The 12,450-nt window shown below is 60.9% G+C and carries 8 protein-coding genes, 3 pseudogenes and 1 riboswitch; of the genes and pseudogenes, 4 read left to right on the forward strand and 7 right to left on the reverse strand.

Annotated elements, in window-relative coordinates; all coding sequences use genetic code 11:
* Nucleotides 1–159: 159 nt before the first annotated feature.
* Nucleotides 160–573: a cytochrome-c oxidase gene (locus SD70_RS31305; RefSeq protein WP_041052518.1), complete on the reverse strand. Its 414-nt coding sequence runs from the start codon at nt 571–573 to the stop codon at nt 160–162.
* Nucleotides 574–813: 240 nt separating this feature from the next.
* A riboswitch (glycine riboswitch) is annotated at nt 814–935 on the forward strand.
* 283 nt (nt 936–1,218) lie between these two features.
* Between SD70_RS31305 and gcvT the strand changes: the two genes are divergently transcribed.
* The 3 genes and pseudogenes from gcvT (at nt 1,219) to gcvPB (ending at nt 5,320) form a co-directional block, all read left to right on the forward strand.
* Nucleotides 1,219–2,325 (forward strand): glycine cleavage system aminomethyltransferase GcvT, encoded by a 1,107-nt coding sequence (gene gcvT, locus SD70_RS31310; RefSeq protein WP_041052520.1) that lies wholly within the window; start codon nt 1,219–1,221, stop codon nt 2,323–2,325.
* Nucleotides 2,322–3,682, forward strand: a pseudogene (gcvPA, locus tag SD70_RS31315) (aminomethyl-transferring glycine dehydrogenase subunit GcvPA). Before gcvT ends, gcvPA begins: the two are co-directional and overlap by 4 nt.
* A 197-nt stretch (nt 3,683–3,879) precedes the next feature.
* Nucleotides 3,880–5,320: pseudogene (gene gcvPB / locus SD70_RS31320) on the forward strand (aminomethyl-transferring glycine dehydrogenase subunit GcvPB).
* Between the two features lie 700 nt (nt 5,321–6,020).
* Here gcvPB and SD70_RS38950 read toward each other — a convergent pair.
* The 5 genes from SD70_RS38950 to SD70_RS31340 all read right to left on the reverse strand — a co-directional run bounded on the left by SD70_RS38950 (nt 6,021) and on the right by SD70_RS31340 (nt 10,557).
* Nucleotides 6,021–6,248 carry a sugar phosphate isomerase/epimerase family protein gene (locus SD70_RS38950; RefSeq protein ID WP_231571708.1) on the reverse strand — a complete coding sequence of 76 codons (228 nt, stop codon included), beginning with the start codon at nt 6,246–6,248 and terminating at the stop codon, nt 6,021–6,023.
* Entirely contained in the window at nt 6,245–6,787 is a 543-nt protein-coding gene (locus SD70_RS31325) for a sugar phosphate isomerase/epimerase family protein (RefSeq protein ID WP_231571709.1), read from the reverse strand. The genes SD70_RS38950 and SD70_RS31325 overlap by 4 nt, the downstream gene beginning before the upstream one ends.
* A gap of 308 nt (nt 6,788–7,095) precedes the next feature.
* Entirely contained in the window at nt 7,096–8,034 is a 939-nt protein-coding gene (locus SD70_RS31330; RefSeq protein ID WP_041052522.1) for a copper amine oxidase N-terminal domain-containing protein, read from the reverse strand.
* A gap of 97 nt (nt 8,035–8,131) precedes the next feature.
* On the reverse strand, nt 8,132–9,178 hold the full coding sequence (locus SD70_RS31335; RefSeq protein ID WP_041052523.1) for a Gfo/Idh/MocA family protein: 1,047 nt from the start codon (nt 9,176–9,178) through the stop codon (nt 8,132–8,134).
* The gene (locus tag SD70_RS31340; RefSeq protein WP_231571710.1) at nt 9,175–10,557 is read right to left on the reverse strand and encodes an MFS transporter; all 1,383 of its coding nucleotides are present in this window, start codon (nt 10,555–10,557) and stop codon (nt 9,175–9,177) included. Before SD70_RS31340 ends, SD70_RS31335 begins: the two co-directional genes overlap by 4 nt.
* 68 nt (nt 10,558–10,625) lie before the next feature.
* Between SD70_RS31340 and SD70_RS31345 the strand changes: the two genes are divergently transcribed.
* A complete protein-coding gene (locus tag SD70_RS31345; protein WP_041052525.1) occupies nt 10,626–11,177 on the forward strand; it encodes a hypothetical protein in 552 nt (183 codons plus the stop codon).
* A gap of 122 nt (nt 11,178–11,299) precedes the next feature.
* Here SD70_RS31345 and SD70_RS38955 read toward each other — a convergent pair.
* A pseudogene (locus SD70_RS38955) lies at nt 11,300–12,216 on the reverse strand (leucyl aminopeptidase family protein).
* Nucleotides 12,217–12,450: the final 234 nt, after the last annotated feature.

Below are 12,450 nucleotides of genomic sequence, written 5' to 3' on the forward strand. Positions count from 1 at the left end.
CACGATGGACACCCTTGCTCTTGGCTAGTGGTTGGCCACTACAAGCCCCCACAGCGGACTTTCACCGCCTAGTTAATCGCCATGCGTGGCGCACTAAAAGCGGCCGCTCACTTGGCGGAGCGGCCGCTGAATGAAACTTGCGCAAACACATAAAAGAATTTACTTCATGGACGTGTGCTTCCCGGACACTGGGGATTTGACGGACGCAGCGCCAAGCTGGCGGAACAGATTGACGGTAAACAAAAGCACCCCGATGACGACAAGCAGGGAGGCGATAATCGCAACAGGAAGCAGTGCCATGCTGTCCGTCAAGGTCATGACCGCAATGCTGAGCTGCATGACGGGCAAGCCGATGTTGTGAAGCCAAAAGTGGGTTTTAGCAAGACCTGTTTCCGAAGCCTGCGGATAGAAATGATAAACGAGTCCGAACAGCGCCATGGAAACCCATCCGAGCAAATTAAAATGCGCGTGCACCGAAGCGAGCCGGAAATCGTGAATAATCCCCATTGTCAAGCCCAGTAAAACACCGATCGAGAAATAAACCGCCGCGATTTTCAAAAACGACTTTGCCATAGACCGAATCTCCTCCCGTAATGAGCGATCGAGACAGTACAGCCTTCACTCCCATGACCGGCTCTCGCAGCATTTATTAAAGGCCCCGGTCAGATTTATTTTACAGCGAGCTTCAAGTATTTGCCAGAGGAATCCGCTCAAGCCGAACACATTTTTTAATGTCCGTTTTGCTCGTAAAAAAGCGTTGACAAAGATCGCCAGCCGCGAGTAATAATAATATAGATAATCGCATACAGGCGAATGATGGTGCAGGGAGAGATTGCCGGGCGGGACCGCGGGCAGCGCGGACCGGTCTAGGCGGCGCCGAAGGAGTAAGCTGCGGAGGCAGTGAATCTCTCAGGCAAAAGGACTTGCACCGGACGCAACTCTGGAGAGCTTCGCGCGCGGCATGCGAGCGGCGGACACCCATGGGGAAACTTCGGCCCGAGGCGCAAAGCTTGCGGCTTTCGGCGCGGGACGAAGGTAACTCTCAGGTACAAAGGACAGAGCGAAAAGCACGGCTACGAGGACGGATAGCGGCTGCAGCAAGCAGCGGCGCCGGCCGCGGAGCTTGCTTTTCGCTCTTTTTTGTTGCGTCCGGTTGGGTCGGATGGCATACTCTGGGCACAATATGCGCGACGAATATTTTCGGTGGAGGATGATCGAATGCTTAAGAAAACGCCGCTCTATCCGCTCTACGCCGAACACGGTGCAAGAGTGATCGATTTTGGCGGCTGGGAGCTGCCGGTGCAGTTTTCCGGGATCCAGAAAGAGCACGAGGCGGTGCGGCAGCAGGCCGGACTGTTCGACGTATCGCATATGGGCGAAGTGCGGATCGTCGGCGAGGACGCGCTTTCGTTCCTGCAAAAGGTAACGACAAACGATGTCGCGAAGCTCGTGCCGGGCCAATGTCAATACAGCCTCATGTGCTATCCGAGCGGCGGCGTCGTGGACGATCTGCTCGTCTACTTCCTTGGCGAAGGGCGCTACATGCTCGTCATCAACGCCTCCAATATCGAAAAAGACTTGGCCTGGCTGCGCGAGCAAGCCGCCGTCTTCGGCGACGTGACGATCGAAGACATTTCCGAGCAGACGGCGCTGCTGGCGCTGCAAGGGCCGCATGCCGAGCGCATCCTGCAGCGGCTGACCGACGCCCCGCTCGCCGAACTGAAAAGCTTCCGCTTCTACGAGGAAGCGCACGTCGCCGGCATTCCGGCGCTTGTCTCCCGCACCGGTTATACGGGGGAGGACGGGTTTGAGCTGTACGTCAAGGCCGATCGCAGCCTCGAGCTGTGGAAGCGGCTGCTGGCGGAAGGAGCGGCGGACGGTCTCGTTCCCGCCGGACTCGGCGCGCGCGACACGCTGCGCTTCGAGGCGCGGCTGCCGCTTTACGGGCAGGAGCTGTCCGCGGACATCTCGCCGCTGGAGGCGGGGCTCGGCATTTTCGTCAAGCTGGACAAGGGCGATTTTATCGGGCGGGACGCTCTGCTGAAGCACAAGGAAGAAGGTGCGCCGCGCCGCCTCGTCGGCATCGAGATGATCGACCGCGGCATACCGCGCTCGCACTACCCGGTGTTTGACGGAGACGGCAAGCGGATCGGCGAGGTGACGACCGGCACCCAGTCGCCGACGCTGAAGACGAATGTCGGACTTGCGCTCGTGGACCGCGCCTATGCCGAGCAGGGCACCGAGCTTTATGTTGAAATTCGCGGCCAGAAGCTGAAAGCAAAGGTCGTCAAGACGCCGTTCTACAAGAGAGGAGCCGCCGTATGACGCTGATCAAGCACCGCTATTTGCCGCTCACGGAAAAAGACCGCAACGACATGCTGCAGACGATCGGGGTCGAATCGGTCGAAGAGCTGTTCGCCGACATTCCCGCTTCCGTCCGTTTTCAAGGGACACTCGACGTCTCGCCGGCGCTCGACGAGCCGTCGATGCTGCGCCACATGCGCAAGCTTGCCGGCAAGAACGCCGACTTCGACCGGTACGCCTCGTTCCTCGGCGCCGGCATGTACGACCATCACTTGCCGGTCGTAATCAACCACGTCATTTCGCGTTCGGAGTTTTACACCGCGTACACGCCTTATCAACCGGAAATTTCGCAGGGCGAGCTGCAGGCGATCTTTGAGTTCCAGTCGTACATTTGCGAGCTGACCGGCATGGCGGTCGCGAACGCCTCGATGTACGACGGACCGACAGCGCTCGCCGAAGCGGGCGCGCTCGCCGCCGGCGCACCGGGCGCAAGAAGCTGCTCGTCTCGAAGGCGGTGCATCCCGAGGCGAAGGCGATACTGCGCACGACGGCGCGCGGTCTGAACCTGGACGTCGTCGAGATCGGCACGCGGGACGGCGTGACCGATCTTGACGCGATGGCGGCGCAGGCGGACAGCGATACCGCCGCGATCCTGGTGCAGTCGCCGAATTTTTACGGCTGTCTCGAGGACGTGGCCGCCGCCGAGAAGCTGGCGCATGCGGCGGGCGGCCTGCTCGTCGTGAGCGCGAATCCGCTCGCGCTCGGCCTCATCGAGGCGCCGGGCAAGCTCGGCGCCGACATCGTCGTCGGCGACTGCCAGCCACTCGGCATCCCCGCATCGTTCGGAGGCCCGAGCTGCGGCTACTTCGCCGTCGCCGACAAATGGATGCGCCGCATGCCGGGGCGCATCGTCGGCCAGACTGTCGACCGCATTGGCAAGCGCGGCTTCGTGCTGACGCTGCAAGCGCGGGAGCAGCACATCCGCCGGGAGAAGGCGACGTCGAATATTTGCTCCAACCAGGCGCTCCTCGCCCTGTGCGCATCCGTCTATTTATCGACGATGGGCAAGCAAGGGCTGCAGGACGTCGCCAGGCTGAACGTCCGCAAAGCGCATTACGCGGCGCAAACGCTGAGCCGCGGCAAGCTGCGGCTGGCGTTCCCGAACACGCCCTTCTTTAACGAATTTGCCGTCAAACTGCCGGACGGCGCTGACATCGATGCCGTGCAGGCGAAGCTGCTGGAGGAAGGCTTCATCGGCGGCTACGATCTTGGCCGCGACGATCCTGAGCTGGCCGGCCATATGCTCATCGCCGTGACGGAGCAGCGGTCGCGCGAAGAAATCGATCAATTTGCTACTGTACTGGAGGGGCTGGCATGAGCGGAACGGACTTGACGCAAACAACGCAGACAAACGAACGCGCTGGCACGGGCGCTGCTAACGGCTACGCGGCCGCTGCAGCCGGAAGCGCCGGCACGGGAGCTGCGGCGACCGCAGCCGCCGCGAAAGACGCCGGAGCCGCGGACAATCCCGGTACGGCCAACACGGGCGGCGGTGCGAAGCATGACAAAGCGCTAATTTTCGAGCTGAGCCATCCGGGCCGCGTCGCCTACTCGCTGCCGGCTTGCGACGTCCCGGACGACGCCCCGATCGAGTCGCTGATTCCGCAAAGCTATTTGCGCCAGCAGCCGGCCGAGCTGCCGGAAGTGTACGAAGTCGATGTCATCCGCCATTATACCGCCTTGTCGCGCCGCAACTTCGGCATCGACAACGGCTTTTACCCGCTCGGCTCGTGCACGATGAAATACAATCCGAAAATCAACGAGGACGTCGCCCGCTTCCCGGGCTTCGCCAAAATTCACCCGTACCAGCCGGAGCATTCGATCCAGGGCGCTCTGGAGCTGTTATATACGCTGCAGCAAGACCTTGCCGCCGTCAACGGCATGGATCAGGTAACGCTGCAGCCGGCGGCCGGGGCGCACGGCGAGTGGACCGGGCTGATGATGATCCGCGCCTACCACGAGAGCCGCGGCGACAAACGCACGAAGGTGATCGTGCCCGACTCGGCGCACGGCACGAACCCGGCGAGCGCGACGACGGCCGGCTTCACGACGGTCACGATCAAATCGAACGAGCGCGGACTCGTCAACCTTGAGGAGCTGCGCGCCGCCGTCGGTCCCGACACAGCCGCGCTCATGCTGACGAACCCGAACACGCTCGGCCTGTTCGAGGAAGACATCGCCGAAATCGCCCGCATCGTCCATGAGGCCGGCGGACTGCTGTACTACGACGGCGCCAACGCCAATGCGATCATGGGCATTACCCGGCCCGGCGACATGGGCTTCGACGTCGTCCACCTGAACCTGCACAAAACGATGAGCACTCCGCACGGCGGCGGCGGTCCCGGCGCCGGCCCTGTCGGCGTCAAGGCGAAGCTCATTCCGTTCCTGCCGACGCCGCTTATCGTGAAGCATGAAGACGGCAGCTACGGCTTCCAGCACGACGCGCCGCAATCGATCGGCCGCGTGAAAGGATTTTACGGCAACTTCGGCATTCTCGTCCGCGCCTATACGTACATGCGCACGCTCGGCCCGGAAGGGCTGCGCCAAGTGTCGGAGAATGCCGTGCTGAACGCCAACTACATGCTGCGCCGGCTGGCGCCGTACTTCGACGTACCGTACGACCGCGCCTGCAAGCACGAATTCGTGCTGTCGGGCACGCGCCAAAAAAAAGCTCGGCGTGCGCACGCTCGACATCGCCAAGCGGCTGCTCGACTTCGGCTACCATCCGCCGACGATCTATTTCCCGCTCAACGTCGAGGAATGCATCATGATCGAGCCGACCGAGACGGAAAGCAAAGAGACTCTCGACGCGTTCGTCGATACGCTCATCCGGATCGCGCGCGAAGCGGAGGAGAACCCTGCGCTCGTGCAGAACGCTCCGTACACGACGGTCGTCGGACGGCTCGACGAAGCGCTCGCGGCACGCAAGCCGGTGCTGAACTGCAGCTGCGGCTGAGCGCGCCACTTTAGCTGAAGCGGCAGCTGCACGCCATGCGGCCCCGCGGCGGCCGCCTATACATGCTCAGGCAAAGCGCCCGCGGACAGCCGGTCGATTCCGGCGGCCCGCGGGCGCTTTTTTGCTGCAATAAAGCCCGTGTTCGCTAATCAGCGAACTTACGGACGCTGATTTCGAGCTAAAATAGTAAAACCAGGCTTTAGCGCCTCGAAGGTCGCTCCGCACGAATTTTCGTCGCTATGTAGAGAACAATCGTTCCTTGCACCTTCATTCCGTCAAATCGGCGCTTAATAGCGTCCCGCAAGACGCTGCATAGCGAACCGGTTCTTTATGCAAACCAACCGGTGCCGTCTACTGCAATAAAGCCTGTGTTCGCTAAACAGCGACCTTACAAACGCTGATTTCGAGCTAAAATGGAAAAACACTGCATTAGCGCCTCGAAGGTCGCTCCGTACGAATTTCCGTCGTTATGTAGAGAACAATCGTTCCTTGCATCTTCATTCCGTCAAATCGGCGCTTAACAGCGCCCCGAAAGTCGCTGCATAGCGAACCGGTTCTTTAAACAAACCAACCAGTACCGTCTGCTTGTACACGGAGCATGCCAGCCGCACTGCTTCCTGACACAAAAACGCCCCGAAAGCCTCATTCCGCTTTCGGAGCGTTTTTGTCCCATTTGAAGGCTCACGGCGCCGCAACCGCTCTAACCGTTTGCCAGCTTCGCCAGCGCCCGGTAGCTGATGGCCAGGCTTTCGAACGGGTCGCGCCGGCATACGTCCTGCTCTACGACGTACCATTCAACGCCCGTTTCTTCGCATGCCTCTAGTATGGCGGGCCAATTCAAATTGCCTTCCCCGATCTCGGCGAACACCTGCTGATCGCCTACAATCGCCATATCCTTCAAGTGCACGACCTTCATGCGGTCCTTCACTTTGCGGATCCAGCCGACCGGGTCGCGCCTCCGGCCTGCACCCAGTACGTGTCCAGCTCGAAGTGAAACGCCTCGGGATCGGATGCGCGCAGCAGCCAGTCCATGCCCGTCTCGCCCTCGAACTTTTCGAACTCGAACTTGTGGTTGTGGTACACGAACTGCAGCCCGGCGTCTGCAAGCGCTCTTCCGACAGCCGAAAACTCATCCGCCAGCAGCGTGTAGCCGGATTTACCGGTGCGGTACGGCGCCGGCATCGAGCCGAGGCCGACATACCGGCAGCCCCATAGGCGGTGTTCCTGAATGACTTGCTCCAGATCGTTCTTTAACCGCTCATACGGCACGTGCGTCGCGCATATCGTCAGCCCGTGCCGGTCGGCCAGTTCCTTTACTTTGGCCGGCTCGATCGGCCCGATTCCCGACACCTGCACTGCATCGTACCCGATGTCCTTGACCTTGCGCAGCGTCTCGTCAAGCTGTTCGGCCGTCTTGGCAAACTCCCGCAGCGTAAACAGCTGCGCCGCGATTTGATTTTTCCTCATCTCGTCACCCGTCCCTCCGTTTTCCTCCTTTATTGTACTGCGGGACGGGTTGCCGGCGCTTTACTCCCGTTGTCCGGATTGCAGCGCTCATTTAACTGTAGTTATTCAGGCTGCCCGAAAAGGGCGGAGCGTAGGATGGGAATGTGGACCTTGGGAGCTGCAAGTTTTGCGTAGCAAAACTCGCTAAGTAGCATAAGCCTTTGACCTCGCATTCCCACCATGTTTTCAAATTCACAGGAATACGAAGCCGGAGACTCACATTCTTAGGTCCGCAGCGCAACCAGCCCTTCTTATTCTGGCAGCTTGAGTTATTCTTCGTACACGATAACCGACTGCGTCTCCGGCTCCCACTTCACGGCGGCCTTCAGCGCTTCGCTAACGAAACGGACCGGCACGACCGTGCTGCCGTTCTCGATGGCGGCCGGCACTTCCAGCTCAACCTGCTGGCCGTTGACATAAGCCGTCTTGCTGTCGATCAGCAGCTTCACCGTCACGTCGCCGCGAGTGACCGTGACCGAGCGCTCTTCCGCGTTCCAGCTAACCGTCGCTTTCAGCGCTTCGGAGATGGCGCGGAACGGCACCAGCGTGCTGCCGTCGCGGATGAACGGAGCCACTTCCGCCGCCGGCTCATCGCCGTTTACATACAGCTTGACGCCGGTCTTGCCGGTTTTCTCGTACAGCTTGCCAAGCTGCTTATACAGCCCGATATTTTTCACATTGGCTTTGACAGCTTCCCGCTGCATGTAGACGGCGTCGGTCACGTTGCCTTGCTCATCGAGCATTTCCGCCGCTGCGGACAGCGCCTGATCTTTCTCCTTGATTGCTTCCAACTGCTGCTTCATATCGTCAGTCAGCTGCGTATCGTACTTCGTCAGCAGCAAATCCGCCAACACTGCACCTGCCGGCTTGTCTTTCACGTTGTCGATCGCGTTCAACAATCCTTTATACCCGTTATGCCCGTGTTCCGAGCCGTACGTCGCCGAAGTGACGGTTTGGTCTCCAGCCGCATGGCCAAGCCCGTGGCCGCTGCCGTTGTCTTGAGCATTGCCGCGTACACCCGCCTGCGTCGTCGCTTCGGCATCCGCATTCGTCTTTTTCTCTTGTCCGAAGCCGGAACCTGCCGAGCCCGAGTTGCCGCTCACATCTGACCCGCCACCGGTACCACCGGTTTTCGCCAGCGCCGAGGCCGGCGCCAGACTGATTGCTACGAGCAAAGCCATGATCCATAACCCATTCTTCTTGTTCATCACAACGCCTCCTATGTATCCAAGTTGTTCCATTCGCCTATACCATTCGACACCTCTGTCGAATTTCTTGTCGTGATGAGCAAAAAAAATCAGCCATTTACAAGGCCGACACCATCTCCGCCAAACGGTGGGTTTCCAGCACCCGATCGGCCCGCACCTCGCAAGCCGCCGGATCGTCCATACAAGCGAGAAAATGATTCACAACACCGGTAAAGCCGCGCCGCTCCAGCACCGTTTCCCAGCTGCCGAACGTGCGGGCCGCAGGCAGACCGCCCGCCTCGCTCCACTGCGCCGTTTCCATGTTGACGACTTCCGCCGAGCGCCCGCCGCCGTGAAGCTCCAGCTCCTCCAGATCGCGTCCTGCCAGCCGCACCATGGAAAACGACGCCGTCGCCCCGGCCTTGGCAGCCGTTCCGTTCCGGCTCCTTGCTGCACCGGCCCTAGCCGACCCTGCCGGCCCTGCCAAGCCGGAGCCTGACATTGCGCACGGCTCTCGCTTCCCATCATAGGCGTCATAGCGCAGCAATCCCGAGGCGCAATCCAAGCGTCCGTCCGCATCCACTCCAAGCTCCGACGCCAACAGCCGATAATCCGATCCCCCCAGCCACAACAGTAAATCCAGCATATGGATCAGGTCGTCGTACACGGTATGCTTCGCCGGTCCGCTCTGCCGCCGCACCCGATGTTTCTGCACAGCGCACCAGTCGAAGCCGCCCGCCGCCTCGAGCCATGCCTTCGCTTCCCGGTACAGCGGCGCGAAGCGGCGGTTGAAGCCGACGCCAAGCAGCAGCCCTCTCGCCGCGGCTTCGTCCGCCATCCGCTCCGCTTCCGTCAAGCTGTAAGACAGCGGCTTGTCCACATAGACGTGAACGCCTGCCCGCAGGCAAGCCATAACCACCTCGTAATGCGTTTCCGTAGGACTGTGCACGAACACCGCCTGCGGCTGCAGCTTCAGCAGCTCGCCAAGCTCGCGGCATCGCCCCGCCTGCGGAATCCGGTACTGCTCGCCAACGCGCTGCACAGTTGTCTCCGTACGGCTCTGGATGCCGATCACTTCCACGCTTTCCAGCGCGGTCAACAGCGGCAAATACACTTTGCCCGCAATATCCCCGAGCCCGACAATGCCAATCCGTTTCCGGCTCATGCGTCCATCCCTCGTTTCGTCTTGTTTGCGCCATTCGCCGCCGCACGGCCGGACGCGGCCTTCGGCTCGCGGAACACCCGCCGCCCCGGCAGCAGCGCCAGCGCCAGCAGCACCGCTCCGGCGGCGAGCGATACGCCGAACTGCTGCGTCCAAAGCGGCGCGTCGCCAAGCCATTTATATACGGCGCCGCCGGCCATCGGCCCAAGGAATGCGGCGAAACCGGTCAACGCGTTATAAGCGGCGATATACATCGGCCGTTCGCTTTTCGGCGTGTCGCCGGTGATGAAGTTGAACGCGAGCTGGTTGAAGCCTCCGGTGCCGATGCCGAGCAGCACGTGCACCAAGGCTAGCACCGCTGCGGCCGGCAGCCACACGGCGCCGCCCCATACGAGGCAGCAGACCGCGATAAACGGGAGCGTCCAGAACAGCAGCGTTTTTGTAGGAAAGCGTGCATTGAGCCTTCCCCATACGTAATAGCCGGCCATCATCGCCAGATTCTGCACCATCGTCAGCACCGCTACCGTCTCGTAATCCAGATGCATCACTTTCAACATGACGAACGAGAAAAACGGCACGGCGATGCCCTGCACGAACAGCCAAACCGACAAAAAGACGATCGCTCTCACAAACTGCGCGTCGTGGAACGGCTTGCGGATCATCTTCAGCGGGTTCGCTTCGGCCGACGGCTCGAACGGCAAATTCGGATAAAACCAAAAAGCGACGATATTCAGCACGACGCACACGCCGCTAACTATGTACAGCAGATGGAAGCCGCCGTCACCGGGGGAATGCTTCAAAATTTGCCCGCCGGCATACAGCGCAGCGCTGCCGAGCCCCCAAAGCAGCGTGTTCCGTATGCCGAAATAACGCGCCCGCAGCGAAGCAGGCACCATATCGCTAATAAGCGACGCCCACACTACACCGCCGCCGGCATTAGCCAGAAAGGCCATCGTGTACAAAACGATAAACAGCGGCACCCAAGCCGACTTTGGGGCGACAAGCGGCACGAGGCCCGTTGCCGCCCACAGCACTCTGTGCATGCCACCGAGCAGCAGCAGCGTCATGCGCCGGTTGCGCAGCTTTTGCATGACGACGGCCATGCCGATCTGCGCCACGTTGACGAGCGTCGTAACCGCCAGGACGAAGCCGATCTCCTCCGCCGAAGCGCCGAGATGGAGCAAATATCCCGTTAAAAAAGGGCCGCCCAGCAGTTGAAACAACATAATTGCAGGGAACCCTTCCAAAGTGCCGACCCATAAATATTTTCGCGTCTCCGACGGCTTTCGTCTCCATCTGCGCGTCATCGCCTGCCCCGCTCCCATAATCGTCTCCTTCGCGCCCGGCCTTGCGCCGCGCTCCCAGGTGATAGAAGCTTTCAACGGTCCCCGCGTTATGGTAAAATAGCCCCATAGCTAGTGTGCTGCAACTATGACATGGGAGCCAGCTTATGAAAAAAAACGTTTTCTGGATCGGCCTCGCGCTCTTCGGCCTGTTTCTGGCCTTATCGTTTTACTTCGAATCCACCGTTTATTTGTATATCGCAAGCGTATTGCCCGTCTTGTTCGTACCGTTTCTGCCGGATTTCGGCTCCAATCAGTATATTAAACCCGGCAAACACCCGGAGCAAGTGGAAATCGTGCGCGTTTCCATCGATTCCGGCGCATCTCCGCTGCTGCTGATCCGGTTTCGCCCCGGATATTTACAATGGAACAAAAAGTGGCTGTATTTCTCCATCCACGATATCAGCAGCTATCCGACACTGCCGATTTCCGCGGACCATACCGCTTCGCTGTCTGTCCTTCAGCACGATTTGCGCCTGCATCCTCGCCAGCGCGGCTGGGTCGGCATTCGTCTGGACGCCGTCAAGGAGCGGACGCGCCACATGTCGTTCACGCTGAACGAGATCAACCGCATCGTGATCCGCGCGGAAGACGTACAGGCGCTGCTGCCGTCCAACGTGCAGAAGACCGCATCCCGCAGCAAAAGCTTGCAAGCCTGACTGCAACATGCAAAAAGAGGGCTGCCTCTCAAGGGAAATTCCCGGGAGGCAGCCTTTTTGCGCCCGCATGAAATGGAGCTGTCCCAAAGTCGTCGCAGATGACGCCGGGACAGCTCCATTTGTCATTTCCCCGCTCCCTCTTGCTGTTGTTGCAAGACGTAAGCCGCCAGCGTCCGCACCAGCGCACCGGTACCGCCCTTCGGCTCGATGCCTTTCTCGCTCCACAGCCAGGCGGTGCCTCCGGTGTCGACGTGAATCCACGGCGTATCGCCGGCAAAATGGCCGACAAACAGTCCGCCCGTAATCGCGCCGGCCCACCGGTCGGGGGAGGTGGAGTTTTTGATGTCGGCGATGCCGCTCTTCAGCAGGTCGCGGTATTCTTTATAGTTCGGCAGCTGCCATACCTTTTCGCCCGCCGCCTTCGCCGCCTGCAGCAGCGGCTGCAAAAACGCGTCGTCGTTCGTCACGGCGCCGCTGGCCACGTCCCCGAAGCAAACGAGAATCGCCCCGGTCAGCGTGGCGACGTCGATCAGCTTCGTTGCGCCGAGCTTTTTGGCGTACAGCACCCCGTCCGCCAGGACGATGCGCCCTTCGGCATCGGTGTTCAGCACCTCCACCGTGTACCCGTCCATGATCGTGATCACGTCGCCGGGCTTGAAGGCGCTGCCGGACGGCATGTTTTCCGCTGCCGGGATGACCACGAGCAAGTTGATCTTGGGCCGCAGCTCGCCGGCCACATGCAACAGGCCGAGCAGCGTCGCCGCCCCGCCCATGTCGCTGACCATCTCTTCCATGCCTTCCGGCTTTTGAGCGAAATGCCTCCGGTGTCAAAGGTGACGCCTTTGCCGACGAGGCCGAGCACGTCGTCCCACTCGTCTCGCCCCTGATAGCAAATGACGATCATGCGCGGCGGATTGGCGCTCCCTTTGCCGACCTCGTGCAAGCCGCCGAGACCCGCTTCCACGATCTGCGTCTCGTCCAGCACCTGGCACGGAAAGCCGTATGCCTTGGCGAGCCGCATCGCTTCGTCCGCCATCATCGCCGGCGTCAGCTTGTTGCCCGGCAAGTTCGTCAAATCGCGGGCGTAGTTCGTGCCTTCCGCAATCGCAACCGCGCGCCGCACCGCAGCTTCCGCTTCCGCCGCAGCGGTGCCGGCGTCCACGATGATCGCGACTTCGCGCAGCTCCGGCCGCGGCTCGCGGTCGCGCCGGTAATCGGCCGGCCGGTAGTGGCCGAGCACGATGCCTTCGCCGAACGGCTGCACCGCTTCGGC

Origin of the sequence: Gordoniibacillus kamchatkensis, assembly GCF_000829455.1 — a bacterium.
Taxonomy (GTDB): Bacteria; Bacillota; Bacilli; order Paenibacillales; family NBRC-103111; genus Gordoniibacillus; species Gordoniibacillus kamchatkensis.

What these genes read in the sequence shown, in the direction of transcription:
- SD70_RS31335 (WP_041052523.1), bottom strand. Translation starts at nt 9,178, where the DNA reads ATGAGCCGGAAACGGATTGGCATTGTCGGGCTCGGGGATATTGCGGGC.
- SD70_RS31330 (WP_041052522.1), bottom strand. Translation starts at nt 8,034, where the DNA reads ATGAACAAGAAGAATGGGTTATGGATCATGGCTTTGCTCGTAGCAATC.
- SD70_RS31325 (WP_231571709.1), bottom strand. Translation starts at nt 6,787, where the DNA reads ATGAGGAAAAATCAAATCGCGGCGCAGCTGTTTACGCTGCGGGAGTTT.
- SD70_RS31345 (WP_041052525.1), top strand. Translation starts at nt 10,626, where the DNA reads ATGAAAAAAAACGTTTTCTGGATCGGCCTCGCGCTCTTCGGCCTGTTT.
- gcvT (WP_041052520.1), top strand. Translation starts at nt 1,219, where the DNA reads ATGCTTAAGAAAACGCCGCTCTATCCGCTCTACGCCGAACACGGTGCA.
- SD70_RS31305 (WP_041052518.1), bottom strand. Translation starts at nt 573, where the DNA reads ATGGCAAAGTCGTTTTTGAAAATCGCGGCGGTTTATTTCTCGATCGGT.